General features: G+C 69.4%; 33 protein-coding genes and 1 tRNA gene. 11 read left to right on the top strand and 23 right to left on the bottom strand.

Going from position 1 to position 22242, the window contains the following annotated elements; all coding sequences use genetic code 11:
- Window positions 1–8 precede the first annotated feature (8 nt).
- Window positions 9–179, top strand: a complete 171-nt coding sequence (locus QOL99_RS03065) for a hypothetical protein (RefSeq protein WP_285521188.1) — start codon at window positions 9–11, stop codon at window positions 177–179.
- Between the two features lie 214 nt (window positions 180–393).
- On the opposite strand, the gene QOL99_RS03060 is transcribed toward QOL99_RS03065, so the two are convergent.
- From QOL99_RS03060 to QOL99_RS03040, 5 genes are read right to left on the bottom strand one after another with little or no spacing between them, the layout of a single operon-like run.
- Window positions 394–1230 carry a 3-hydroxyacyl-CoA dehydrogenase family protein gene (locus QOL99_RS03060; protein ID WP_285521186.1) on the bottom strand — a complete coding sequence of 279 codons (837 nt, stop codon included), beginning with the start codon at window positions 1228–1230 and terminating at the stop codon, window positions 394–396.
- Window positions 1227–1685: a WapI family immunity protein gene (locus QOL99_RS03055; protein WP_285521185.1), complete on the bottom strand. Its 459-nt coding sequence runs from the start codon at window positions 1683–1685 to the stop codon at window positions 1227–1229. Before QOL99_RS03055 ends, QOL99_RS03060 begins: the two co-directional genes overlap by 4 nt.
- Window positions 1686–2003, bottom strand: a complete 318-nt coding sequence (locus QOL99_RS03050) for a YciI family protein (protein ID WP_285521183.1) — start codon at window positions 2001–2003, stop codon at window positions 1686–1688.
- A gap of 9 nt (window positions 2004–2012) precedes the next feature.
- The gene (locus QOL99_RS03045) at window positions 2013–3194 is read right to left on the bottom strand and encodes a thiolase family protein (protein WP_285521181.1); all 1182 of its coding nucleotides are present in this window, start codon (window positions 3192–3194) and stop codon (window positions 2013–2015) included.
- A gap of 24 nt (window positions 3195–3218) precedes the next feature.
- Window positions 3219–3500, bottom strand: a complete 282-nt coding sequence (locus QOL99_RS03040) for a nucleoside triphosphate pyrophosphohydrolase (RefSeq protein WP_285521179.1) — start codon at window positions 3498–3500, stop codon at window positions 3219–3221.
- 22 nt (window positions 3501–3522) lie between these two features.
- On the opposite strand from QOL99_RS03040, the gene ffh reads away from it, so the two are divergent.
- Complete coding sequence (gene ffh, locus QOL99_RS03035) at window positions 3523–4869, top strand: signal recognition particle protein (RefSeq protein ID WP_285521177.1); 1347 nt, start codon at window positions 3523–3525, stop codon at window positions 4867–4869.
- 184 nt (window positions 4870–5053) lie between these two features.
- A tRNA-Lys gene (locus tag QOL99_RS03030) sits at window positions 5054–5129 on the top strand.
- A gap of 442 nt (window positions 5130–5571) precedes the next feature.
- Here the strand turns inward: QOL99_RS03030 and QOL99_RS03025 are convergent.
- The 4 genes from QOL99_RS03025 to QOL99_RS03010 all read right to left on the bottom strand — a co-directional run bounded on the left by QOL99_RS03025 (window position 5572) and on the right by QOL99_RS03010 (window position 8038).
- Window positions 5572–6855 carry a tyrosine-type recombinase/integrase gene (locus QOL99_RS03025; RefSeq protein WP_285521176.1) on the bottom strand — a complete coding sequence of 428 codons (1284 nt, stop codon included), beginning with the start codon at window positions 6853–6855 and terminating at the stop codon, window positions 5572–5574.
- Between the two features lie 534 nt (window positions 6856–7389).
- On the bottom strand, window positions 7390–7629 hold the full coding sequence (locus QOL99_RS03020) for a hypothetical protein (RefSeq protein WP_285521174.1): 240 nt from the start codon (window positions 7627–7629) through the stop codon (window positions 7390–7392).
- Window positions 7626–7805, bottom strand: a complete 180-nt coding sequence (locus QOL99_RS03015; RefSeq protein ID WP_285521172.1) for a hypothetical protein — start codon at window positions 7803–7805, stop codon at window positions 7626–7628. Before QOL99_RS03015 ends, QOL99_RS03020 begins: the two co-directional genes overlap by 4 nt.
- On the bottom strand, window positions 7802–8038 hold the full coding sequence (locus QOL99_RS03010; RefSeq protein WP_285521170.1) for a helix-turn-helix domain-containing protein: 237 nt from the start codon (window positions 8036–8038) through the stop codon (window positions 7802–7804). The genes QOL99_RS03015 and QOL99_RS03010 overlap by 4 nt, the downstream gene beginning before the upstream one ends.
- Before the next feature lie 148 nt (window positions 8039–8186).
- Between QOL99_RS03010 and QOL99_RS03005 the strand changes: the two genes are divergently transcribed.
- From QOL99_RS03005 to QOL99_RS02970, 8 genes are all read left to right on the top strand, one after another.
- Window positions 8187–8630, top strand: coding sequence for a hypothetical protein (locus QOL99_RS03005; protein ID WP_285521168.1), 444 nt, complete (start codon window positions 8187–8189; stop codon window positions 8628–8630).
- A complete protein-coding gene (locus tag QOL99_RS03000; protein ID WP_285521166.1) occupies window positions 8627–8848 on the top strand; it encodes a hypothetical protein in 222 nt (73 codons plus the stop codon). Before QOL99_RS03005 ends, QOL99_RS03000 begins: the two co-directional genes overlap by 4 nt.
- Before the next feature lie 146 nt (window positions 8849–8994).
- Window positions 8995–9156, top strand: a complete 162-nt coding sequence (locus tag QOL99_RS02995; protein ID WP_285521164.1) for a hypothetical protein — start codon at window positions 8995–8997, stop codon at window positions 9154–9156.
- On the top strand, window positions 9149–9415 hold the full coding sequence (locus QOL99_RS02990; RefSeq protein WP_285521162.1) for a hypothetical protein: 267 nt from the start codon (window positions 9149–9151) through the stop codon (window positions 9413–9415). The genes QOL99_RS02995 and QOL99_RS02990 overlap by 8 nt, the downstream gene beginning before the upstream one ends.
- The gene (locus tag QOL99_RS02985) at window positions 9412–10092 is read left to right on the top strand and encodes a hypothetical protein (protein ID WP_285521160.1); all 681 of its coding nucleotides are present in this window, start codon (window positions 9412–9414) and stop codon (window positions 10090–10092) included. Before QOL99_RS02990 ends, QOL99_RS02985 begins: the two co-directional genes overlap by 4 nt.
- 41 nt (window positions 10093–10133) lie before the next feature.
- Window positions 10134–10472: a hypothetical protein gene (locus tag QOL99_RS02980; RefSeq protein ID WP_285521158.1), complete on the top strand. Its 339-nt coding sequence runs from the start codon at window positions 10134–10136 to the stop codon at window positions 10470–10472.
- Window positions 10473–10713: 241 nt separating this feature from the next.
- Window positions 10714–10941, top strand: a complete 228-nt coding sequence (locus QOL99_RS02975) for a hypothetical protein (protein WP_285521156.1) — start codon at window positions 10714–10716, stop codon at window positions 10939–10941.
- 67 nt (window positions 10942–11008) lie between these two features.
- The gene (locus QOL99_RS02970) at window positions 11009–11800 is read left to right on the top strand and encodes a hypothetical protein (RefSeq protein ID WP_285521151.1); all 792 of its coding nucleotides are present in this window, start codon (window positions 11009–11011) and stop codon (window positions 11798–11800) included.
- Between the two features lie 78 nt (window positions 11801–11878).
- Here the strand turns inward: QOL99_RS02970 and QOL99_RS02965 are convergent, their stop codons facing one another.
- The 14 genes from QOL99_RS02965 to QOL99_RS02900 all read right to left on the bottom strand — a co-directional run bounded on the left by QOL99_RS02965 (window position 11879) and on the right by QOL99_RS02900 (window position 21844).
- Window positions 11879–12181, bottom strand: a complete 303-nt coding sequence (locus tag QOL99_RS02965; RefSeq protein ID WP_285521150.1) for a hypothetical protein — start codon at window positions 12179–12181, stop codon at window positions 11879–11881.
- Window positions 12182–12396: 215 nt separating this feature from the next.
- Entirely contained in the window at window positions 12397–12711 is a 315-nt protein-coding gene (locus QOL99_RS02960) for a winged helix-turn-helix domain-containing protein (RefSeq protein WP_285521148.1), read from the bottom strand.
- A 1308-nt stretch (window positions 12712–14019) separates the two neighbouring features.
- Complete coding sequence (locus QOL99_RS02955; protein ID WP_285521147.1) at window positions 14020–14409, bottom strand: hypothetical protein; 390 nt, start codon at window positions 14407–14409, stop codon at window positions 14020–14022.
- Window positions 14406–14666 carry a hypothetical protein gene (locus QOL99_RS02950; RefSeq protein ID WP_285521146.1) on the bottom strand — a complete coding sequence of 87 codons (261 nt, stop codon included), beginning with the start codon at window positions 14664–14666 and terminating at the stop codon, window positions 14406–14408. Before QOL99_RS02950 ends, QOL99_RS02955 begins: the two co-directional genes overlap by 4 nt.
- A complete protein-coding gene (locus tag QOL99_RS02945) occupies window positions 14663–15142 on the bottom strand; it encodes a hypothetical protein (RefSeq protein WP_285521144.1) in 480 nt (159 codons plus the stop codon). The genes QOL99_RS02950 and QOL99_RS02945 overlap by 4 nt, the downstream gene beginning before the upstream one ends.
- The gene (locus tag QOL99_RS02940; RefSeq protein ID WP_285521142.1) at window positions 15139–15396 is read right to left on the bottom strand and encodes a hypothetical protein; all 258 of its coding nucleotides are present in this window, start codon (window positions 15394–15396) and stop codon (window positions 15139–15141) included. Before QOL99_RS02940 ends, QOL99_RS02945 begins: the two co-directional genes overlap by 4 nt.
- Window positions 15393–15728, bottom strand: a complete 336-nt coding sequence (locus QOL99_RS02935) for a hypothetical protein (RefSeq protein ID WP_285521140.1) — start codon at window positions 15726–15728, stop codon at window positions 15393–15395. Before QOL99_RS02935 ends, QOL99_RS02940 begins: the two co-directional genes overlap by 4 nt.
- Window positions 15725–15925 (bottom strand): hypothetical protein, encoded by a 201-nt coding sequence (locus QOL99_RS02930; protein ID WP_285521138.1) that lies wholly within the window; start codon window positions 15923–15925, stop codon window positions 15725–15727. Before QOL99_RS02930 ends, QOL99_RS02935 begins: the two co-directional genes overlap by 4 nt.
- Complete coding sequence (locus QOL99_RS02925; protein WP_285521135.1) at window positions 15922–16227, bottom strand: hypothetical protein; 306 nt, start codon at window positions 16225–16227, stop codon at window positions 15922–15924. Before QOL99_RS02925 ends, QOL99_RS02930 begins: the two co-directional genes overlap by 4 nt.
- Before the next feature lie 283 nt (window positions 16228–16510).
- Window positions 16511–16735, bottom strand: coding sequence for a hypothetical protein (locus QOL99_RS02920; RefSeq protein ID WP_285521133.1), 225 nt, complete (start codon window positions 16733–16735; stop codon window positions 16511–16513).
- Complete coding sequence (locus QOL99_RS02915; RefSeq protein WP_285521131.1) at window positions 16732–17304, bottom strand: hypothetical protein; 573 nt, start codon at window positions 17302–17304, stop codon at window positions 16732–16734. The genes QOL99_RS02920 and QOL99_RS02915 overlap by 4 nt, the downstream gene beginning before the upstream one ends.
- A gap of 11 nt (window positions 17305–17315) precedes the next feature.
- Window positions 17316–20825 carry a DUF927 domain-containing protein gene (locus QOL99_RS02910; protein WP_285521129.1) on the bottom strand — a complete coding sequence of 1170 codons (3510 nt, stop codon included), beginning with the start codon at window positions 20823–20825 and terminating at the stop codon, window positions 17316–17318.
- Window positions 20826–20925: 100 nt separating this feature from the next.
- Window positions 20926–21162, bottom strand: a complete 237-nt coding sequence (locus QOL99_RS02905) for a helix-turn-helix domain-containing protein (RefSeq protein WP_285521126.1) — start codon at window positions 21160–21162, stop codon at window positions 20926–20928.
- 118 nt (window positions 21163–21280) lie between these two features.
- Entirely contained in the window at window positions 21281–21844 is a 564-nt protein-coding gene (locus QOL99_RS02900; protein ID WP_285521123.1) for a hypothetical protein, read from the bottom strand.
- Between the last annotated feature and the right edge of the window lie 398 nt (window positions 21845–22242).

Here is a 22242-nt window from a genome sequence, read left to right as displayed (position 1 = left end):
GGTCTACCATGACGAAGAATGACGAAGGCCGCGGCCGCACCCCCCACACGCACGACGAGGAGCACGCGCCCCTCTCCGAGTCGGCCCAGGACACCCCCCAGCCCTCCCCGGAGGAGGGGGCGAGCGGCGCTGGCAAGCATGGCCGCCCCACCGACGATTCGGACCCCGGCCACAGCTAGAGCATTGGACAGAATGACGGCCCCCGGGGACGGGCGCCCCAGGTGCCTCCCCGAATGCCCAATGCTCTTCTTCAAGTCGCTCGCTCTGCTGCGCCGCTTTGCAAGTCCGCTCGGCCCACGAATGCGGAAACCCACCGCATTCTTATGGCAAATGCTCTAGGCGGCAAAAGGAGGAGCGAGGGCATGGGCCTTCGCTCCTTTCTCCTGCTCAGCCTCAGTAGCTGTAAAAGCCCCGTCCGCTCTTGCGCCCCAGCAGCCCGGCCTGCACCATCTTCCGCAGCAGCGGCGAGGGGCGGTACTTGTCGTCTCCCAGCCCCTGATGCAGCACCTCCATGATGGCGAGGCAGGTGTCCAGCCCGATAAAGTCCGCCAGCGTCAGCGGTCCCATCGGGTGGTTCATGCCCAGTTTCATGATCTGGTCGATGGCTTCCGGTTCGGCCACGCCCTCCATCACGCACTGGATGGCCTCGTTCAGCATCGGCATCAGGATGCGGTTGGACACGAAGCCGGGAAAGTCGTTGCATTCCACGGGCGTCTTGCCCATCGCCCGCGCCGCCTCGGTCACCCGCTGCGCCGTCTCGTCGCTGGTGGAGTACCCGCGAATGACCTCGACGAGCTGCATCAGCGGCACCGGGTTCATGAAGTGCATCCCGATGAAGCGCTCGGGCCGCCCGCTCGCCGTGGCGAGGCTGGTGATCGGGATGGAACTGGTGTTGCTCGCCAGGATGCCGCCGGGCTTGACGATCTCGCCGAGTTGCCGGAACAGCTGCGCCTTGATCGCCTCGTTCTCCACGATGGCTTCCACGACGATGTCGCAGTCTGCAAAGTCGGCGAGTTCGGTCGTGAACCTGATGCGGCCCAGCACTTCCTCGGGCGTGCCCGTCAGCCGCCCCTTCTCGTGCAGCTTGGCGAGGCTCTTTTCAATGACGGCCCGGCCCCGGTCCAGAAACTCCTGCTTCACGTCCTGCACAACCACGCTAAAGCCACTCTGCGCGGCGACCTGCGCGATGCCTCCGCCCATCTGTCCTGCTCCGATGACTCCGAAGTTCATGGGTTCTCCTTGGCTGTTTTGATGGGGAACTGCTGACTCAGGCGGGAAAGTTGCCGATGTAACTCCTCAAGCTGGTCCTGATCTATGTCCCACTGCACCCTGAATTCCTGAATAGTCCTTCCAGCATCGACTCGGAGTTCTGCGGCGAAGATCAGCCCCGAGTCCTGGTCCTGTTCGAGATGGATCTTCAGATATGGTTCCATCGTCCTCAATTCCGCTCGCCATCTCCGGTGGCCCTGGGGCTTCACGAAGAACTCCAACTGCCCGACAAGATCATGAAGCTCTGAGGTCAGCAGACAGGCGTCTTTTTTCAGATGAATGAATCCGTCATCGGAGCCGATCTTCGCTTCCACAAAAAGCCAGTTGGCATCGTAAAAGGACTGAGCGGGGTCGGTGTCTGGAAACTCGTAGCCCAGCACGGTCATCTCGAAGCCGGCCAGAGTGACGTGGGGCATTTATTCCACCAGCGCCACGCCCTCAAGCGCCAGCACTCGCCCGCGCTTGACCGGCGTGAACGCCGTGTAGCGGTACTCCGAGCAGCCCTCCAGCACGAAGGGGTCGTCGCGGAAGACGGCCTCCAACTGCTCCTGGCTCTCGGCCTGCGCGAGGAGCACGCCGCCCGTGCCGTCCACCTTGCGGCCCGAGGTCAGAAAGAGGCCCGAGCGGTAATGCCCGTCCAACCATTCACGGTGCCGGGGCGTGACGGCGGCGAGGTCATCGCCACTCTTGAGATACGTGCTTTCAATCACCCACAGGGTCGGCGGTTGCGTCATGCGCCCAGCTTACGAGAGCCGCCTGACGCTGAGGGCCAGCCCGTTGCCGCCGCCCATGCACAGGGTTGCCACGCCGGTTTCCTTGTCCTGTTGCCGCAGCGCGTGCAGCAGCGTGACCAGGATGCGGGCGCCCGACGCGCCGATGGGATGCCCCAATGCGACCGCGCCGCCGTTCACGTTCACCCGCTCGGGGTCCAGCCCCAGCTCGCGCTGCACGGCGAGGCTCTGGACGCTGAAGGCCTCGTTCAGCTCCCACAGGTCCACGTCGCCTACGCTCAGGCCGCTCTTTTCCAGCAGCTTCTTCGTGGCGGGAACCGGGGTCATCATCACCCACTCGGGGGCGAGGCCGCCCGTCGCGTAGGAGGTGATCTCGGCCATCGGGGTCAGGCCGTGCGCCTGCGCCGCTTCCTCGGACATGATCAGCAGGCTGGACGCCCCGTCGTTCAGGCCGGGCGCGTTGCCCGCCGTGACCGTGCCGCCTTGCTTGAAGGCGGGCCTCAGGCGGCCCAGCGTCTCCGGGCTGGTGTCCGCACGCGGTCCCTCGTCGGTGTCCACGACCACGTCGCCCTTGCGGCCCTTCACGGTCACGGGGGCGATCTCGTCGCGGAAGCGGCCACCCTCAGTCGCAGCAATCGCACGCTGGTGGCTCTGGGTGGCGTAGGCGTCCTGCGCCTCGCGGCCGATCTCGTACTTCTCGGCCACGCGCTCGCCGGTCAGGCCCATGCCCTCGTCGTTGATGGAGCACCACAGGCCGTCGTGCGTGTTGGCGTCGAGGACCTGCGCGTGCCCCAGGCGGTAGCCCTTGCGGGCGCCGGGGAGCAGGTGCGGCGCGTTGCTCATGGACTCCATGCCGCCCGCGAGCATGATCGTCTGGTCGCCCGCGCGGATCGCCTGCGCCGCCAGGATGACGGCCTTGAGGCCCGAGCCGCAGACCTTGTTCACGGTCAGGGCACCGACCTCGGGCGAGAGGCCGGCTTTCAGGGCTGCCTGCCGCGCCGGGTTCTGCCCGCTCCCGGCCTGCACGACCTGCCCCATGATGACTTCCTCGACAAGTTCGGCGGGAATCCCGCCCCGGCGCAGGGTCTCGCGCAGGGTGATGGTCCCTAGTTCGACGGCGGTCACGTCCTGCAAGGCCCCCAGAAATTTGCCCGTCGGCGTGCGCGACGCCGAGACGATCACAGCTTTGGTCATGCGGAAAAGGATAGCGCGGGGCGGCTAACGGGCGTTAGGTTCCCCGTCCGGCAACTCCAGCCACACCCGCTCCGCAAAGGCCCCACGCTCGGCTGCCTTGCGTGCCCGCAGCACCTCCAGCACGTCGGCCAATTCCTCCGGGGTGCCGTCCGCGAGGGACTCCCCGACCTCCTCGGTCAGCTTGGTCCGCAGAGCTTGGCCGTAGTCGGCAGCGTCCAGCACGCGGTATCGGCTCGCCGGGAAGCGCTCGGGAATCCCGTCACGGACGAGTTTTCCCCTGGGGACGGGCGGCACGAAGTCGCTCACCTGCCCATGCTAGCCTCGCCGCATGTTTGAGGCGCTCGGGAACAAGTTGCAGGACATCCTCGACCGGGTCGGCCGCGAGAGCAAGCTGACCGAGAAACAGGTCAAGGAGGCCATGCGCGAGATTCGCATGGCCCTGCTGGAAGCCGACGTGAACTTCACCGTCGCCAGGGAGTTCGTGGCCCGCGTGACCGAGAAGGCGGTGGGTCAGGAGGTGCAGGGATCGCTGACCGGCGGGCAGACGGTCGTCAAGCTCGTCCACGACGAACTGATCCAGACCCTCGGTGGGGAGACCCACCAGCCCACCTTGAAAAACGAGGGCAACGTGTGGTTCATGGTGGGCCTTCAGGGGGCGGGCAAGACGACCAGCACGGGCAAGCTCGCCGCCTTCTACAAGGGCAAGGGCCGCCGCGTCCTGCTCGTCGCCGCCGACACCCAGCGCCCCGCCGCCCGCGACCAGCTCGAGGTGCTGGCGAATCAGGTCGGCGTGCCGGTCCTCAAGGTGGCCGACGGCGAGACGCCCCAGGAAACGAAGCGCCGCCTTGACGAGTACCTGAAAACCGACTTCCGCGACCTCGTGATCGTGGACACGGCGGGCCGCCTCCAGATCGACGAGGCGCTGATGGACCAGCTCGCCAGCCTCCAGGCGGAACTGCAGCCCACCGAGACGCTGCTCGTCGTGGACGCGATGACCGGGCAGGAGGCGCTGAACGTGGCCCGCGTGTTCGACGAGCGCGTGCACCTCTCCGGATTGATCATCACCAAGATGGACGGCGACGCGCGCGGCGGGGCGGCCCTGAGCGCCCGCAGCGTGACGGGCAAACCCATCTACTTCGCGGGCACCAGCGAGAAGCTGACGGGCCTGGAACCCTTCTACCCGGACCGGGTGGCGGGCCGCATCCTGGGCATGGGCGACGTACTGGGCCTGATCGAGCGGGCGCAGCAGGCCGACCTCAAGGCGATGGAGGTCAAGAAGCCGGGTGAGTTCGATCTCGAGGACCTGCTCTTGCAACTGCGCCAGATTCGCAAGATGGGGCCGCTGGGCGATCTGCTCAAGCTGATTCCGGGCATGAGCCGGGCGCTGCCGGAAGGCTTCAACGTGGACGAGAAGCAGATTCAGCGCATCGACGCGATGATCTCGTCCATGACCGCCAAGGAGCGGCGCAATCCCAAGATCATCGACGGCCGCCGCCGCAAGCGCATTGCGGCGGGCAGCGGCCACACCGTGCAGGACATCAACCGGCTGCTGAAGATGCACGAGCAGATGAAGGAGATGATGAAGATGCTCCAGCGCATGAGCGGTCCCGGCGGCATGGGCAAGGGCATGAAGCCGCCCCGCATGCCCCCGATGCCGCCCGGCATGAAGCGTTGAGCCCCCGGCCCGCGTCCGGGTGACTGGCGTTGACGTGGGTGGGGAGGCTGCCTATACTCAGGCCCGCTGCGAAACCGCAGTTCCCACCCTCCCGTGCGGGTCGTTAGCTCAATCGGTAGAGCAGCTGANGGAGGCTGCCTATACTCAGGCCCGCTGCGAAACCGCAGTTCCCACCCTCCCGTGCGGGTCGTTAGCTCAATCGGTAGAGCAGCTGACTTTTAATCAGCGGGTTGTAGGTTCAAGTCCTACACGACCCACCAAAGAAAGCCCGTCTAGCACGGGCTTTTCTGCTACCCCTCGCCCGCCCTGCCCCCCGCTGTCCGGGCTTTCCGCGCCACTTTTGCCCAAATGTTGCCCAAACGCTTTCCGGGGGGGCACTCTGCCGCCCGTCTCGAAGACCCGGCGAAGAGGGAAGGGGCAGCCCCGGCCCACGTCCGCACTTCGAGGAAAAACATAGGGCACCTGTACCCCCTGTAAAAAAGTGGGGACTATGGGGACAGCAGGGCCAGAAAAGACGAAAAACGCCCATCCACACGGCATAAACCGCTGTCCCCACACGCCCTAGACCGTGGGGACAGCGCCCGAAGGCCCAAACGGGAAAAGCGCGTCTAGCACGCTGTCCCCGCCCTGTCCCCAGACTGTCCCCACAGTGTCCCCAGGTGGGGACAGCGTGGGGACAGCAGCGGCCCCACCTGGGGACAGCTACCGCCGGGGGCCGCCCTTCCGGGTCTTCCCGCCCACCTTCCGGGCCGGGCGAGGGGCTGGGGCGTCCGCTGCCTCTTCCTTCGCCGGACTCTGCCCCCGCAGGTCTTCGACCCCGTAGGCCAGGGTCCGCAGCTTGCCCGGCAGGGCGTGGGCGTAAAAGTTCAGCGTTGTGGAGGCTTGCGCGTGCCCCAGAATGGCCGCCACGCTCACCACGTCCGCCCCCCGTGAAATGAGGTAAGTCCCCGCGCTGTGCCGCAGGGCGTGGGGGGACAGCCGGGGCACCCCGGCCCGCTCACAGGTCCGGCGCATGGCGTCCCGCGCCGCTTCCTGCCGCATGGGTACGCCGTCCGCCGCAGGGAAGACGGGAGAGTCTGGCCCCAGCGTCCCCCGGTAGCCCGTGGCCCCGGCTTCGAGCGTGACCCGCCGCTGCATGTCATGAAGCAGGGCCACCGCGTCCGCTGAGAGGGGCAGCGTCCGGCGGCCCTTCGCGGTCTTCGGTTGCCCCGTGTAATGCTGCCCGCTGTACTCGCTTCGGGTCCGGCGCACCCGCGCCACGTACTCGCCGGGCGCGTCCGGGTCTTCCTCGATATCCGCCCACCGTAGCCCCAGGGCTTCGCCTAGCCGCATCCCGGTAAAGGCGAGGAAGGCCAGGGGCAGGGCCGCGCGGTCTTCCAGGGCGGCCCCCAGGAAGAGGGCGAGGTCTTCGGGCTTAAAGGCTTTCCGCTTCGCTTCGCCGTCTTCCCTGGGGCGGATGGGCCGCGCGTGCTGTGCCGGGTTCTCCCGTAGCAGCCCGTCCGCTATGGCCCGCTTATACGCGCCGGACAGCAACACGTGTATTTGATGCTGCCCGCTGTACCCCAGGGGCTTACCGGGCTGCCCGTCTGTCCGGGGCCGGGGCGTGCCCAGCATCTCGAAGTAAGCCCGCAGGTCCGGGGGGCGCACCCCTGCCGCCCGCCTCGCCCCCAGGTGGGGCAGGATGTGGCGCTCATAGAGGGCCGTGTTATTCCACAGGGTCCGGGGTGCCCAGCTTGCCGCCTTCGCCCCCATGTACTCGCGCACCATCTCGCCCACCGTGAGAGTCTTCGAGGCGGGCCGCTGCCCGGCGTCCGCTTCCCGCTTCGCCGCTGCCACTGCCGCCCGCGCCGCTGTCATGTTCCGGGCCGTGCCCGAAGGCCGCGCCCCCGTGCCGTCCGGGTACGTGACCCGGACACGCCACCTCACCCGCCCGTCTTCGAGGGGCGTGTATTCCCCCTCCCCATGTCCCCGCTTGATCTTCCCCACGTGCCCAGCCTAAGACGTGCCCGGACAGCGTGGGCACCTGCCGGACGCCATAGGAAAGCCCTGCCCCCGTCTTCCTTCGCCGTCCACATCTGGGGCGCGTAGATCAGGGCGCACCTACCACGCGGGCGCGTCAGTCTGTGACGCGGCGAAGAGGGCCGGGTCTTTGACTCAGGGCTGAGTAAATCCCCCCTTTCTGTCTTCCTCGCCAAAATGGGCGGGCCGTGTAGCACGGCAAAAAGTGGGCGCGGACCTTTCTTTCGCCGATAGCCCCCGCGCCCCGTCTTCGGGTTAGATCATCTTGCCGACGTGGGCAGCGTGACCCCCCCCGCGCCCCCACCTTCGCCCCCGGCCCCCGGTCTTCGCCCTGCCCTGTGGCCCTCTTTCTTTCACCGCCCACAGGCCCACGTGTGGGGCCAGCGACACGCGCCGGGCGTGAGGGTCTAGTGATAAAGACCCCGGCCCACCTGGGGCACGGCGAAGGGGGAAGCGTGGGCACCCCTCGCCCGGCTTCCCCCTGCCGCCTACCCCACGCCCTCAGCCGGGCTTAGACCGTGCCCCTTCGCGCCACAGCTTGCCCGCGTCCCGTCCGGCCCGCAGGCTGCCCCACCCGAAGGCCAGGGCGAAGAGTGCCCACCCCAGGGCTTCCCACGGGCGGCCCCAGGTGGAAGCGGTCAGGGCGCGGCCCACCGTCTGCCACACGGCGAAGGGAAAGACGGCGAGGGCCAGGGCCAGCAACACCAGCCACGCGCCCGCCCGAAGCCCCCGCCGCTTCACCTGCCGCCTTTCTCTTCGCCGGACTTCCACAGCCGCCCCGCGATCAGGGCCAGCACAGGGGCCAGCAGGAAGACGGGGGGCACCGTCTCGCCCTGCCGTAAGCCCAGCGCCGCCCACAGCAACACGGCCACCGCCAGGGCGTACAGGGCGAGTGCCCCCCACCGCCTGCCGGTCACGTCTTCCCTTCGCCGGGCTTGCCTTCCTGCCCTGGGGCCACCGTCAGCCGCAGGTCTAGGGCTTCGAGGATTGCAACCCATACGGGCGGCAGGTTGCCGCCCCTGCCGCCCGTGTTGTTAAGGGCGCGGGTTATCGCGTTCGGGTGGATACCTGTAGCGCGGGCGAGGTCCGCCCGGCTTAGCCCTTTCTCTTTTAGCCGGGCGTCTACCTGTGCCCGTATCTCTTCATTCATGGGGACAGCCTAACACTTTTGGAATACTAACCGTAGCGGTTGACATACCTAACCGAAAGGGTTAGTATCAGGTCAGCAGAAAGAGACGCTTCTACCGCCAAGTTTCCGCGTCCCTGACTGACTCCCCCAGCAACACCAAAGGAGCACCGTGAACACTAACACCCCCGCCACTTCCCGCACGTGGGCCACCGTGACCTACTTTCAAGACTGCGGCGTGGTCCGCGAAGTGGCCCGCCACAGCGTCACCCTGACCATGACCGCCGCCGGGATTGTCGCCACGGTGGACGGGCAGGAAGTCCCCACCCCCGAGGCCGTGGGCCTTCTTCGCCGCGCGGACAGCCTGACCGTCACCGCCGAGACACTGGCCCCCGCGCCCATCGGAAAGGCCGCCGCCTGCCGCCTGCACAAGATCATGGGCCGCCTGGGGCTGCCCAGCGCCCAGCACTACAGCCTCGCCGCCGCTGCCCTGGGGGAATGGGCACCCGTGCCCAGCCTCGCCGCCCTGTCCCCTGTGGAAGCCCGCGCCGTGTGGCGGCACCTGTGCGCCCTGTACCCGCAGGCCCACACCCTCGCCGGGCAGGTGGCCGCGTGACCCGCTACACCGTCACCCCCGCTATGGGGAACATGCTCAACCCCTACAGCATCGAAGCGGAAAGCCCTTCGCACGCGGTTATTCCCGCTGCCCGCGTTCTCTTCGGGGCGCGTGCCCAGCGGTGGGCCGGAAGCGAAGAGAAGACGCCCACCGGGTACGCCGTCACCATCAGCCGCGCCGGGCACACCTACACCCTGAGCGTGACCCCGGAAGCCTGACCCCGCAGGGGGGCCACCCGCGCCCCCCACCCCCTGCCCCCGGCTGGAAGCCGTGCCCGCGTGACCTGCCCGGCGAAGAGAGAGCGCACCCCGCGCCCCCGCCGCTTCCCGCTTCCAGCCCCGGCCCCCACCAAAGGACAGCCCCCATGCCCTACCTGTGGCCCGCTTACTTCCTGTGCCTGTACCTCGCTTCGCAGCCCGGCCCCGCCGCTTACTTCTTCGCCGTGACTGGCCCCGCCGTGGGCTTTCTCGCCCTGGCCCTGACCCTCGCCCACCTGACCCGGAAAGGACGTGCCCCCCATGCGTAATTGGCCCACCCTCGCCCACCTGCCCACCCTGGCCCGCTTCGAGGCGGCCCCCGGTCAGGGCGCGGCCCTCTTCCTCGAAGACGCGCCCGCCGGGTATGACTTTCTGCCGCCCCGCGCCCCCGCGTCCTTGCTTCCCCTGCCGGACGGGTCCGGCGTGCTACTCGATAACTGGAAAGACCCGCGCCGCGCCTACCGCGTCCCCGCCCACCTGTGCGGACCCCTGGCCCGTGCCCTGTCCCTTCGCCGGGTGGAAGCATGACCCCGCCCATGACTGACCGCACCCTGCCCCGCCCCTGGGGGCTGTGTGACGGGTGCGGCGAGGCGGCAGGGCTGCCCCTACCGGGCCGCGCTGACTATCACCTGTGCGCCGTGTGCGCCGCCCATGACGCCCTGAGAAAAGCTGCCCAGGATGATCTAGAAGCCCTGGCCTCGCCCGCCGTGGGCGCGTGGGCCGCCCAGTGGGGGGCCGCCGGGCTGTCCGGCGAAGAGTTGAGAGAGATCACTGAGCAGCTTTCCGGCGCATGGATGGCCGAAGATTACGGGAAGGCGTACCGCCTCGCCCACCTTCGCCGCCTTCGCCGGGCGCACCGTGCCCCCGCTTTCGAGGTTGCCGGACCTGACCGCGTGGCCTTCCATGCGGAAGCCCTGCCCATGCTGGCCGCCTACCGCCCGGCGGACCCTGAGCGGGGCATCCTGTGGCCCTACTTTCTCGATACCCACGGCGAGGCCCGTACCATTCACCCCGGCCCGGACACGCTCACCCTCATTCAGCCGGACGGCGGGCGCGTGCTGATCTTCACCGGGTCAGGTGGACAGACCGCCTGGGGCAGCCCGGCCTACACCGTGCCCGGCTTCCGCGTCCCCGCCCACCTGTGGCCCCACGTGGAAGCGGTCTTAAGCAGGAAGGGCGGCCCCCAGGAAGGCGGCGAAGCGTGAGGCGGCAGGGCGCGAAGGGGCGGCCCCTCTTCCCTGGGGCCGTGGCCCTCAGCACCGCCGCTGTGATCTTCGAGGGGGACGGGCGGCCCGCCCTGTACCTGGGGACTCTCAGCCACGCCGGACACCCGCAGGTCTTCCGCGTGCCCGAAGGCGTGGGCGTCCGGGTGGAAGTCCCCCACCCGCTGCCCGAAGGCCCGCGCCGCGTCTTCCTGCCTGCCGGGTCCGGCGTGACCTTCGAGGGGGACGGGACCGGGCAGCGCCTCGCCCTGCACGCGGTCAGGGCGGCCCGTGAGGTTATCGAAGCCCTGGGGACGTATGCCCAGGCCCGGCGGGTCTTCGAGGGGTCCGGCCCCGGCGAAGGTGGAAGGGGGGCCGCGTGACCTGCCGCGAAGCCCGCCCCGTGCGCCCTCGCCCGGACGTGCGCCCGCCCTGGCCCCCGCTGCCCGTGGCCTCTTCTTTCGCCGTGACCATCCGGGCCAGCACAGGGGCCAGCCCCCACCCGGTCAGCCGGAAGACGTGACCGCCCGGCCCCAGGCCCGCGCCCCACCTGGGGGGGAAGGAAAATCCCCCCCCTTAAAAAAGACCCGCCCCCCACGTCCCCACTCGAAAGGAAGCCCCCCCATGACTGAGCCGAAGAAAGCCCGCCCTCGCCTGTCCCTGCCCCCCACCCCTGACCGCCTGACCCGCCGTGAATCCTTCGCCGCCTTCGCCCTCGCCGGGTTACTGGCCTCCGATCAGGGGGGCCACCTGACCCCAGACCGCGCGGCCCGCCTCGCCGCACAGCAGGCGGACGCGCTGGAAGCGGCCCTAGCTGCCCCACACGGCGAAGAGGAAGCCCCCACCGTCTAGCCCCCCCACCCTGGCCCGGCTTCCCCCTTCGCCGGGCCTACCTTGCCCCCCCGAAAGGACACCCCCCATGCCTGACCCTGCCGCCGTACACGATGCCCACGCCTTCGCCGCTACCCTGCCCAGCGCCCGCCGCATCCGGGGCCGCCTCGAAGACCTGCCCTTAGCCTTCGCCGCCTTCCAGACGTTCCCCCCGCCCCACGGCGAGGCCCTGGGGGAAGCCCTCGCCGTGCTCCGCTTCGCCGGGTCAGGTCTGACCGCCTTTCTCGAAGACCCGGAAGGGGAAGCCTGGGGCACCCTGGCCCGCGCCCGGCTGTGGGCGGTGACGTGGTACGGGCGGGCCGCCCCCGTCCTGGCCCCCGAGCTTCGGGACAGCTTCCGGGCCGCGATCAGCACCCCGGACGCGCTGCCAGCGTGGGCCGGGCAGGCCGGGGACACGAAAGAGGCCGGACTCTGCGCCGCGTGGTACACCGTGGCCCACCTGCTCGAAGCCGTGCCCACCCTCGAAGACGGCGAAGCGGAAGCCCTGCTAGACGCCGTGCTGTCTGCCCTGACAGACCTGCCCTTCCCGCCGGGCCTGCCCCTGCCGTGGCCGCCCACGGTGCATGAAGCGCAGCGCCTCGAAGTCCTGCCGGGGGACCGCGTGCGCCTTCATATGGGGGGCGGCGAAGCCTACGCCGTGGGGCGGGCAGAGTGCGCCCTGACCCCACTGCCAGACGGGGGGGCCTTCCTCGCCGTCTTCATGGGCACCCCGGACGCTGTGACGGTCAGGCTGTCCCCCCAGGATGCCCGGCAGGTCCGCCGGGTCTTTGGCTTCGAGTACGGCGAAGGGGAAGACGGGCAGGCTTCGCCCTTGAACTAGCCCCCACCTTTCTAGACCCGCCCCGAAGATGCCCCCGGCCCCGTGCCCGCCGGGGGCTTTCCCGCGTTTCAAACGCGCTTATTCTGCCGCCGCACTCAGCAAGGCCAGGGCCAGGGCGAAGGCGGCAGGGTCTAGCGCCTCTTCCAATACGTCTAGCGCCACGTCCGCCGCGCGTGCTTTCTCTTCGCCGCTTGCCCCTGGCCGCCATACCGCCCGGAAGCCCGCGAAGGCCCGCCGCACCGCTTCCACCTGCCGGGCGTCCCCGCCCCTCGCCCTGACCGCTTCCAGGGCCAGCCGTTCCCCTTTCGCCGCTTCCGCCGCCCACGCTGCCCGCCCCAGGCCCGCCCGGTCTTCGAGCCTTTCCAGTCTTCGCCGTGTCATGCCCCACCCTGGCCCGGCAGGTGACACCCGGCGAAAGAATGCCAGGCCCCCACGGGCGGGAATTGCCCACAATCGCCACCCTTAAAAAGACCCGGCAGGGGCGAGGGCGGCGAGGATGTAACACGCGCAACGCCCCCACCCGCAGGCGAGACAAACGGGACAGCCCCACGCGGGGGCCACTTGTAAGAACTTGCAAGCCTTAAAAAGACCGCGCCCTACAGCCCGGACACCACCGCCCGCCGGAAGGACCGGGCGAAGCGTGGCCCCATGACTGCCGCTAGGTGGGCTTCCCGTTCCGGGCTCAGCAGGGCCGCCCGTGCTTCCCGCAGGTGCGGCAGGCCCCACCGCTGCCCACCCCCCAGGGCGAAGCCCAGGCACACCACCCGGCCCCCCGCTTCGAGGCGGCGAAGCGCCCGGCGCGTGCTGTCTTCCCCGGCCCCCACCTGCCGGGCGAGGTCAGGCCCGGTCAGCGGCCCATCTTCCAGGGCTTCGAGAATGCCCCGCTGTACCCGTCCCGGTCCCCGGCTCATGGCCCCAGTGTGCCCCTTGATAGATCCATTTTCAGCAGCAACGGGACACTTAGGGGCGGCCCGTCTTCTTTCACCGCTCGCCCGCGTGCACCTGGGGCAGCGGCCCCCGTCTTCCTTCGCCGGGCCTTCGACGATCACCATAGGGTGACGGTTGCCGCCCCACACCCCGCGCTTAGAACGGCAGGTGTGGGGCAGGTGGTAAGGCGTGGCAGGGTAAAAGACCCGGCAGGGGTGGGGCTGAGGTTGTCGGAAAGTGCGACGCGCATCCCCATTTTCGCCCACGTACCTATACGGACAGGTATAGCCTCAGGGCAGGAGGAAAGACGATGAAACGTACCCTCAGCTCTGCTGTGGCACTTGCGCTCACCTCTGCCGTTCTGTCCGGCTGCAACGCCCCCGCACCCACAGCACCGATAGCCCCAGCATCCCCGCCCTTCGATCACATCACAGGCGACCCCGTGCCCCCTTCGCGCTTAGAAGGCGTATGGCGACTGGCGGTACAAGCCTCACCGACAAGGCCAGAGAGGGAAATAACAGTCATTGTCTACCCGAGGGAGCAAGGTCTCCCATTCAACGAATGTTATTTTGGTTGGCTGTCACCTCAGGATATTGACGTAATAAGTTGTTATTTTCAAGAGATAGGCCCTAGGGACAATCAGGTATTATCAGAAAGCATTGCAGGCAAAAGCTATACTCATGTGCTTGCTTATTCTAATAGCAGCAGAAGGGCATTTGCTTTTGGTAAGTTCATCGGAGGAGTGTTTAAGGGCGAGATCGTTATTAACCCGCTCTCCCACCCTTATTGGCCTAAGTACACTCAAACCTTTGAAATGAGACTCACGTCAGCAGGCCCGGGGTCTGGGATCGTGCGCTAAAGCGTCAGCGTGTCCCACAGCTAAGACGGACCTCATAGGTTGACGATTGCTCACAGCCCCACACCCCGCGCTCAGGGCGGCAGGTGTGGGGCTGTGAGGTTGTCGCACTTCCCGACAACCTGCCCGAAGGGGCGCGGGCGAGGTTGTAACAATCTGTGACAACTTCCCCCCACCTGGGGGCCGCCGGAAGGTGGTCAAGGCTGGACAAGGTGCTAGGAAATACACCCACCCGGCGAAAGGAAAAAACGCTCACCTGTAGGGCGTTTAGGGGTTGTGGTGGGCGTTAATACCACCTAACAAAAGCTAACCTTTTTTCGAGTGCGAAAGCGGGGGCCAGGGCGGGCAAGTGATAGAGAAATATGAGGTCTTCCGCGTGTAGGGGCCACTTCCGTTTAGGGCGAGAGTGGCCCCCCGCGTCTTTCCTTCGCCGGGCCTACCTGCCGCGCCACGTGTCCCCGTCCCCGGCTTCCCACCGGGCCACCGCCTCGCCGTCTTCTTCGAGGGTCAGCAGGTCTAAGGCCGTCACAGGCTGCCCGGTCAGGGTGTGCAAGATGCCCGCCACGGTTGCCAGGGTGGGCAGGTCAATCCGCGACGTGTCCCCACGGGCGAGGCGGTACACCGTGGCCGGGTCTACCGTGCCCTGTGCATAGCCGGACATGGCGACCTGATACACGCTCAGGCCCCAGGCTTCGCAGGCTTCCCGAAGGCGCACGCGGGCCACGTAGGGCACCGGGCCGGGCGTGTGATACCCCAGGTGTGTCATAGGCCGCCCGAAGTGGGAGCAGCCCCGCAGGGCTTCGGGCCGCGCCCGCTTCGCCTTCATGCTGCCCCCCCAGCTTCGAGGCGATCTATCAGCGCCCGCAGGTCCGCGTCAGACATGGCCCGTATCTCTGCCCCCACCCGCGCCGCTTCCGCGTCCGGGTCCGGGTGCCCTTCCGCCCGCAGGTAGGCCGCGTGGAGCTCGTCGAGCTCCCGGTCAGAGAGGGCGGCGAGGTAGGCCCGCGCCTCTTCCTGCCCCCGTTCCCGCCGGGCCACGTGCCGGGCTTCGAGGGCTTCCACGCGCTTCCTCTTCGCCGTCATGCGTCCCCCAGGGTCAGGGCCAGGGCCGCCCACAGCCGCCACAGGGCCGCGCCCCACCGGGCCAGCCTGTGAACGTCTGCCGAGAGGGGCACGCGCCGCGCCTCACCGTCACACCACGCCCCGCACGCCCCGAAGTAGGCCGCGAAGTCCGCCGCCCGGCCCGCAGGTGGGGCCAGCAGCGGGCAGCCGTCCGGCTGATCTAGGGCCACGTCCGCCCACGCTTCCGCCTCTTCTTTCGCCGGGTGGGGGAAGGGCACCCCTTCCGGCAGGTGGGCACAGGCGCGGGTCAGACGGGCCACCGTGTCCGGGTCTTCGAGGCCGCGCGAAGCGTCCCGCCACGCGGCCCGGTCTTCGGGGCTTAGGCGGGCTTCCGCCGCTTCGATGTGTGCCCCGTTTGCGGCCCCTACCTCTTCGCGCCGGGCCGCTTCGCGGGCTTCCAGGGCTTCGAGCCGGGCCAGCTTGCCCCGCGCCCTCACAGGTCCGCCGCCCGGACGTTAGCGATCACTTTGGACCCGCCCGCCGGGGCCAGCATCAGCAGCGCCCCGCCTGCCCCTTCCAGCCTGCCGCCTTCCCCGAAGTCTTCCGGTGAAAGGGGAAGGGTCCGCCCCTGGCCCCCGGCTTCGCGCCACAGCCCCGCGCCCACGTCCGCCTCGAAGATGCCCACCATGTCCCCGCCCCCATCACGCCGCCGGGCTTCCAGGCGGGCCAGCCTGCCGCGCCTGCCGGTCATGCCTGCCCCCACGTGGCCGGGTCAAAGTACAGCCGGGCCAGATCAGCCGCAGAGAGGCCCGCGAAGTCCGGCAGGGGCAGCCCCACCCGCCGGGCCACGTCCCCAAGTTGCGCCGCGTTCAAACCGGACAGCAGGGCGTGAACGCGGGCCGCTTTCTCTTCCACAATCCGCCCCGCGATCTGCCCCGCCGCGTCCGCCCCGGCTTCCGCTTCCACCGCAGACAGCACGGCGAAGAGGAAGCCCGGCAGGTCAGACAGGGGCACGTGGGCCGCTTCCCACTCGCGCCGCCTCGCTTCGAGGGCAGCCACCCGGCGCACCTTGCCGCGCGTCATGCCTGCCCCCGCGCCGCTTCAATCTCGCCGGGCGTCATAGGCCGCGAAGGAAGGCGCACGGTCAGGGCCGCCCCCTCTTCCTTCGCCGGGCGTCCCCACCCGTCCCGCACCCCGTCAGGCCACACGATCACCACGCCGCGCCGTACCCCGCGCCGGGCTTCGAGGGCGGCCACCCGGCGCACCTTCCCCCGCGTCACGCCGCACCCCTGCCCAGCCGTGGCCCCGGCGTGGGGGCGTCTTCTTCTTCGCCGGGCTGCCCTTCGAGGGCCGCTATCCGGGCTTCCAACTCGCCCACTTCTACGATCTTCGCGTAAGCACTCGCGCCCTGACTGACCGCGTGTATCGCTTTCAGGCTGAGAAGCGGGTCTTCCTCTTCCAGGAGCTCGCCCGCCCGCGTGAGGGCACGCCACAGCAGCGCCCGCGCGTCTTCGAGGGTGCCGGGCTTTCCGCGCCTCTTCCTTCGCTTGCCCTGCCGGGCCTGTACCGGGTCAGTGTTCATAGCTCACCACCTCGCCCCACCTGGGGGCCGTGAATAGACGGGGGGGGGATGGGGACACCCCGCAGGTATTCCAGCGCGTCCCCGCGCCCTTTCGCGGTCAGCCTGCCCGCCCGTAAGTGGCCCGTTAGGTGGGCTTCCAGGGCCGCCCGGCGTACCTCTTCGGGGTCCGGCTCAATCCGGCGAAGGAAGGCAGCCCAGGCCACCCGGACGGGTAAGGGCGCGGCAGACTCAGACAGCAAGGCGAGGGCCAGGGCGTACCCGTGGGGCGTTATCCCTTCGCCGCTCACAGCCCCAGTCCTTCGCGGCGAAGGAAAGCGCGGGCCACCGCTTCGCCCTGGGGCGTGAGTCTGCCCCTGTGGAGGTAGCCCAGCCCCGCCGCCGTCACCAGGGCCACCCCCATACGGTCAGGGCGGCCCCCCAGGGCCAGCGCCCGCACCGCCCGGCGCACCGGGCCAGGGGGCAGCGTCCGGGCGTAGGCGCACAGACAGGCCCATTCCACCCCCGTCACGCGGCCCCCAGGTCTTCGAGTGGCCGGGGGCCGTACCGTTTGCCCGCCGCCTTCGCCCGGTACCCGCGCCCGAAGTCCTGGCCCTCTTCGCGGTAGGCCGCGCACCTGTGCCCGGCGTGTATGGCGAGGGGCGGCAGGTTGCCGGGCCACGCGGAAGGCGGGCAGCCGCAGGTGCCCATAAGTGCGCCCCAGTCCGGGGCCTCTTCCCACCGGGCACAGCTTCCGCAGTGGCCCGGCAGGGCAGACAGCGCCCCCCAGTCCGGCAGGGGCGGGCCGCGCCCTTCCTTCGCCGTGGGCGGCAGGTCTTCCCACGGGGCGAGGTCCGGCAGGGTGTGAGCGGAAGTCACACCCCCGCCCGTGCCCAGGTCCGGCGAAGAGGAAGCCGCAGCCGGGGCCGCCTCTTCCTTCGCCGTCCGCAAGGCTTCGAGTAGGGCAGGCTTCGCGGCCCGCACCGCTTCCAACACGTCCGCCGGGGGCCGCTTCCCCGTGAGGGTCAGCCCTTCGCCGTCAGGTGTGAGGGCCAGCCGTGCCCCTGCCGCTTCGAGGGCGGCGAGGATGGGGCCTGCCACGTCCGCCCCCCTCACAGCGTCACCACCCCCGGTAGGTCCGCCCCTTCCGGCAGGTCTTCGAGGTCTTCCAGGGTCAGGGCGCGGGGGGCGTCCGGCGAAGAAAGAGGGGCCGCAACACTAGAGGGTGTCCCCATTGTCCCCAGAACCTCAGAAAAAATATTAAAGGTGGGGACAGCATCGGACGCCGTGCTAGACGTGCTTTCTTCGCCGTCTGTCCCCATTGTCCCCACTGTCCCCAGGTTGTATGTTTCCGGGTCTATGGGGAAGCGCAGGGCGAGGAAGCGGCCCCGCTGCCCGCGCACCGTGGCCTTGTAATAGGACCGCACCCGCCCCGGCTTTCCTTCGCCGCCTTTCTCGACTTCGCAGCGCATCAGGCCCGCCGGGTAAAAGCGGTCTTTCATGTTCCCGAAGAGGGTAGAGGGGTCCGGCAGGATAGCCCCGCCCTGTGCCGTGACTGCCCGCTGTAGCTCGCCGTGTAGGGCGTCCGGCAGGAAGTAGGCCCACTCATCCCCGCCACTTCGGGCGAAGTAGCCCACCATGACCGCGCCGGGCCGCGTGCGAAGTTCTACGCCCTCGCCGCTGTCTGTGCGCCACGTCTTCGCCTGCCACCCCAGGGCCGGGGCCACGTCTTCGGGTGGGGGCGCTGAGTCTTCGCCCGCCGCGTCTTCGAGGTAGACCCGCCCCTGTGCGAGTAGGCCAGACAGCACGGCCAGCGCCCGCGTCACGGGGTCTTCTTCCCGCAGGTGCTCGCCCTGGCCCTTCGCCGTGGCTTCGAGGGCCGACACCACCCGCGCCCACAGCGCCGCCGCTTCGCCCTGGCCCACCGCGCCCAGGTCTTCGGCGAAGGTCAGGAAGGCGGCCCACCCGTAGGCGAGGTCTGCCGCCGCCGGGCCGTTGCGCCCGTGCGCCCCCTCGAAGCGCGGGGCCAGGGTCCGCACCATGCGCCTGTGCGCCGGGCCGCCCACCTTCGCCCCCTCGAAGTGGGCCGCTATCCACCGCGCATACCCCGCTGTGGCGAGGGCGTACACCCCGCCCCCGGCGAGGTCTTCCGCGCGGTAGTACGCCTCAGACAGCGCCCGCGAGTGAATCAGCTTCTTTTCTACGGGCACCAATACCACCCGCGCCCGGTTGCTGTGACCGCGCGGCAGTGTCTCGCCCGAAGACATGAGCGTTCCGCGCGGGGGGTGTGCCCCCTGCCGCTGTAGACCGCTGCCCCCGCGCTTAACTTCCATGCGCCCCCGGCCCGCGCCGTCCGCCACGCCCTGTAACACGCGGGTCAGGGTGCCGTGGGCCTTAGACACGTCTGTGGCGGACCCGGCGGGCTTAAAGTCGTCCACGATCAAGAGGGCGTCTTTGACCGTGTGGGCCGTCTTTTCGAGGGCGTTAGCGGTACTCTGCCACCCTTCGGGCAGCCTGTGACGATTCCACCCCGCCCCGTAGTGGGCCTGTGCCAGCCCCATGTACGCGGTCTTATTCCGCCCTGTCTCGCCGGGCACCCACAGGGCGAAGTCTGACCGCCCCAGGGCTGCCCGGTAGACCGCCCCCAGGATGGGCACGCCCACCGCGTCCGGGGCGAGGTCCAGCAGGGCGAGGGAGCCGCGCACCGCGTCCCGCAGGTCTTCCACCGGGCGCGGGCTGCCGTCTTCCTTCGCCGCAGGGTCCGGCAGGGCGTAGGCGCTGAGGCCGGGGCCTAAGTCCACTTCCACGCCGGACACGCCGCCCGCTGCCCCGATCACCGCGCCCGCCGTGAGGTACACCGGGCCGTGTTCCGCGTGCTGTAACCAGCCCGTGTGCGTGTAGACCGTGCGCTCTTCGATGCCACGGGCGAGGCTGAGATGCTGGATAGCTTCGCGGGCCTTATCTTTCTTGCCCTGCCCGCTGCCCACAATGGCCCGCGCCCCCCACTCGCGCACCGCCCACCCCATGCCCCCGAAGTCTGCCGCCGTGACCCGCACGCGGGCCGGGCGCATGGGTTGACCGTCCGGGCGCGTGCCTTCCACCTCGAAGACGCGGGCCGCCTCGCCCGTGCCGTCTTCCTCGAAGACTTCCGCGCGGATGTACGCGGCGAAGTTGGCGAGGGCTTCCGCCGCTTCCCAGTCCCGCCCGTCTTCGCCTCGCCGGACTTCCAGGGCGCACAGCGTCCCGCCCCGTATCCCGAAGCCCTGCCGCTTCGACAGCCACACGTCACCGGGCTTTCCCTGGCCCTCTTCGGCCACCGCGTCTTCCTTCGCCGGGGGCTGCCACGTGCCCGCCTCTTCGAGTGCGGACAGCAGCCGCGCCCCCTGCCATGCGGCCACACCTTCGGGCGGCCCGAAGTCCGGCACCCGCCCCAGGGCTTCGCAGGCGTCCCCGTCCGTCACGTATCCGCTTCCAGACGGCGAAGGAAAGGCGAAGGGGATAACGTGCGTCCCCACGCCGTCCGCCCGGCCCACCTGCCGCACCGTGGCCCCCACAGACGCGCACACCTTCGCCCACGCTTCGCGGGCCGCGTCCCCTTCCGTGTCCGGGTCCGCATAGATGTAAGCCACGCGGCCCGCTTCCAGGCCGTGCAAGTGGGGCCACGCGGAAGCGGACGCCACGCCCTGCACGCGGTAGGCGTGGCCCTGGCCTGCCGCTTCCAGCATCAGCAGGGCCGCCGCCGCGTTGAGCTCGCCTTCGACGATCAGCACGGGCCGGGCCGGGTCTTCCTCGAAGCCGGGGGCGCACCATGCGGGCGAGTGGCCCCCTTTCGTGAGGTAGGCGTAGCGCGTGGCCTTCGCCGCTTCGAGGTCCGCTTTACTGCCGGGGTTCCGCACCTTGACCGCCCACACCGCGCCGTCTGGCCCGCGTACCTCAAAGGCCACCGCGCCCGGCAGGATGTGGCGCGGCAGGCTGTAGGTCTTCCACGGGCCGCCGTCCGGCCCCACCTTTCCGGCGAAGCGGTAGGCCCGAAGCACCCCGGACGGCAGGGCAGGGGAGAGGCCACGCCGGGCGAGTTCCGCGTGTTCCGGGGTGTCTTCGCCCGCTTCGATGGGCTGCCACCCCCGCAGGGCGTGGGCCAGGGCTTCGGGGTCTAGCGGCCCCTGTAGGGCCAGCTTCGCCCGCACCGTGTCCGGGTTGACCCGCCGGGCTTTCTTGCCCTCTTCCTTCGCCGGGCTGGGGGCCGCCGTGCCCCGCTTCCTTCCCACCTGGGGGCGGCCCTGCCCCTTCCGGGCTTCGGGCGGGCTGTCCACAATCCCGGCCCACTCGATCAGGTGGGCCGCCGCCTCGCCCTTCGAGATGCCCAGGCAGTAGGCCACGAAGCCCACCGCGCCGCCCTCAAAGTCTTTCCCGTGCCGCTTGAATACCGCGCCGCCGTGCCCCATATCTGCCGACAGCGACGGGTCTTTCTCTTCATGGCCGGGCGCGAAGTCACAGAACACGCCGCCCCCGTCTTCGAGGCCGTGCAAGTCTGCCGCCGGGTTGACGATAGAGGCCAGCCGCCGCACCAGCGCCCCCGGACGGTTGGCGGGGTGCCGCAGGGCGTCCGCCAGGGCGCTCACAGCACACCCCCGGCGAGGGGGCACAGCGGGCCGCCCAGCCCGTTATGCTGTGCCCGAAGCCCCCCCGCTTCCCTTCGCCGCCCGGTCTTCCCGCCGGGCGTCATTTATTGCCCCTGGGGGCTGTGGGGGCCACCCGCAGGCTTTCTAACCACGCTTCCACGTGGGCTTCCCGTATCAGGAAGGCGGGCCGGGCCGGGCTGCCCGCGTCATAGGCCGGAAGCTCGCCGGAAGAGATAGCGCGGTAAACGCGGTCACGCGGCAGGCTGTACCGCTTGACGATCTGCGAGGGGCGAAGCATCACGGGCGCGTCTTCGGGCGCGGGTCGAAACGTCTTCATGGGTTGTTCCTGTGACCTGCCGGGCGTTCCTTCTTCGCCGGGTCAGGGTTCCCGGTCTAGGCCGGGCCTGCCGTGCCCTATGGGGACAGCGGCAGGGCTGAGCGGGGCTGGGGGCCGCTCAGATCACAGGGGGCGCTAGCGGGGCCGTGGGGGGCCGTGGCCGGGCCACCGTGGGGAAGGGCTGGGGCGCAACCTCTACAGGCTCAAAGTCTGGAAAGCCCAGGGCTTCGAGCAACCGGGCCAGCTTCCACAGGAAATAGAGCAGATACTGCCCGGCCCACTCTTGAGCCAATAGCGCACCCTGCCGGGCCTTGAACTGTTCCCAGCGGGCGAGGTAAGCCCTTTCCTCTTCGGGGGCCGGGGGGACATAGACCTGTGGGGGGCGAGGGGGCTTAATTGTGCCCAGCGTTTCCGGGCCGTTATCCCACGCCATGCGGTCTAGGCCCGGCTCATAGGTCAGCAGGGGCCGTAGCGTCCGGTCTGCCGTCTTCCAGCGCCCGAAGGCCCGCAGCCTGTAGCGCCGCCGCCGCAGGTTGACCCGGTACCCCGAAGCGGCCCACAGGTTGACCGCCGCCGCCCGCACTTCGAGGGGCAGCGGCTCAGGTGCCCGCACTAGGGGCAGGTCTTCGCGGGGCTTCGAGTCGTACAGGATGACCGGGCCGCGCGTGTACTCTTCGCGCACTCCCGAAGCGAAGGGGTCTAAGACAAACGCTTTCCACGCGCCGCCCGCACTCGCCACCTGAGCGAAGCCCGCCCGAAGCCACCGCGCTAAGTCGGCAGCATTCAAGGTGGGCGCGGGCGTCATGCCCTAAGACTAGCCTATCTGTCCGGGTATGTCTGTTACATGCGGGCGTGTAGCCCATTCCGCCCCGCCCTTAGCGCCCTTTTGCCCAAACGTTGCCCAAACATGCCCGGAAGACCGCCCACACAGCCGGGCACCTGCCGCCCTCACCCCGCCTCTTTTCGCCATCTGGGACGCACTTCCCGCGATAAGCCCCAGGCTGTCCGGTTACCGCCTGGGGGCTTCCCCGTCCTCTTTTAATCAGCGGGTTGTAGGTTCAAGTCCTACACGACCCACCA

Source organism: Deinococcus rhizophilus, assembly GCF_030271215.1.
Classification (GTDB): domain Bacteria; phylum Deinococcota; class Deinococci; order Deinococcales; family Deinococcaceae; genus Deinococcus; species Deinococcus rhizophilus.
The sequence above is the reverse complement of the archived record's forward strand: the minus strand, read 5'-3'. Positions and strand labels throughout refer to the sequence as shown.

What these genes read in the sequence shown, in the direction of transcription:
- QOL99_RS03065 (WP_285521188.1), top strand. Translation starts at nt 9, where the DNA reads ATGACGAAGAATGACGAAGGCCGCGGCCGCACCCCCCACACGCACGAC.
- QOL99_RS03060 (WP_285521186.1), bottom strand. Translation starts at nt 1,230, where the DNA reads ATGAACTTCGGAGTCATCGGAGCAGGACAGATGGGCGGAGGCATCGCG.
- QOL99_RS03055 (WP_285521185.1), bottom strand. Translation starts at nt 1,685, where the DNA reads ATGCCCCACGTCACTCTGGCCGGCTTCGAGATGACCGTGCTGGGCTAC.
- QOL99_RS03050 (WP_285521183.1), bottom strand. Translation starts at nt 2,003, where the DNA reads ATGACGCAACCGCCGACCCTGTGGGTGATTGAAAGCACGTATCTCAAG.
- QOL99_RS03045 (WP_285521181.1), bottom strand. Translation starts at nt 3,194, where the DNA reads ATGACCAAAGCTGTGATCGTCTCGGCGTCGCGCACGCCGACGGGCAAA.
- ffh (WP_285521177.1), top strand. Translation starts at nt 3,523, where the DNA reads ATGTTTGAGGCGCTCGGGAACAAGTTGCAGGACATCCTCGACCGGGTC.
- QOL99_RS03010 (WP_285521170.1), bottom strand. Translation starts at nt 8,038, where the DNA reads ATGAATGAAGAGATACGGGCACAGGTAGACGCCCGGCTAAAAGAGAAA.
- QOL99_RS02995 (WP_285521164.1), top strand. Translation starts at nt 8,995, where the DNA reads ATGCCCTACCTGTGGCCCGCTTACTTCCTGTGCCTGTACCTCGCTTCG.
- QOL99_RS02990 (WP_285521162.1), top strand. Translation starts at nt 9,149, where the DNA reads ATGCGTAATTGGCCCACCCTCGCCCACCTGCCCACCCTGGCCCGCTTC.
- QOL99_RS02985 (WP_285521160.1), top strand. Translation starts at nt 9,412, where the DNA reads ATGACCCCGCCCATGACTGACCGCACCCTGCCCCGCCCCTGGGGGCTG.
- QOL99_RS02975 (WP_285521156.1), top strand. Translation starts at nt 10,714, where the DNA reads ATGACTGAGCCGAAGAAAGCCCGCCCTCGCCTGTCCCTGCCCCCCACC.
- QOL99_RS02970 (WP_285521151.1), top strand. Translation starts at nt 11,009, where the DNA reads ATGCCTGACCCTGCCGCCGTACACGATGCCCACGCCTTCGCCGCTACC.
- QOL99_RS02965 (WP_285521150.1), bottom strand. Translation starts at nt 12,181, where the DNA reads ATGACACGGCGAAGACTGGAAAGGCTCGAAGACCGGGCGGGCCTGGGG.
- QOL99_RS02960 (WP_285521148.1), bottom strand. Translation starts at nt 12,711, where the DNA reads ATGAGCCGGGGACCGGGACGGGTACAGCGGGGCATTCTCGAAGCCCTG.
- QOL99_RS02955 (WP_285521147.1), bottom strand. Translation starts at nt 14,409, where the DNA reads ATGAAGGCGAAGCGGGCGCGGCCCGAAGCCCTGCGGGGCTGCTCCCAC.
- QOL99_RS02950 (WP_285521146.1), bottom strand. Translation starts at nt 14,666, where the DNA reads ATGACGGCGAAGAGGAAGCGCGTGGAAGCCCTCGAAGCCCGGCACGTG.
- QOL99_RS02940 (WP_285521142.1), bottom strand. Translation starts at nt 15,396, where the DNA reads ATGACCGGCAGGCGCGGCAGGCTGGCCCGCCTGGAAGCCCGGCGGCGT.
- QOL99_RS02935 (WP_285521140.1), bottom strand. Translation starts at nt 15,728, where the DNA reads ATGACGCGCGGCAAGGTGCGCCGGGTGGCTGCCCTCGAAGCGAGGCGG.
- QOL99_RS02925 (WP_285521135.1), bottom strand. Translation starts at nt 16,227, where the DNA reads ATGAACACTGACCCGGTACAGGCCCGGCAGGGCAAGCGAAGGAAGAGG.
- QOL99_RS02905 (WP_285521126.1), bottom strand. Translation starts at nt 21,162, where the DNA reads ATGAAGACGTTTCGACCCGCGCCCGAAGACGCGCCCGTGATGCTTCGC.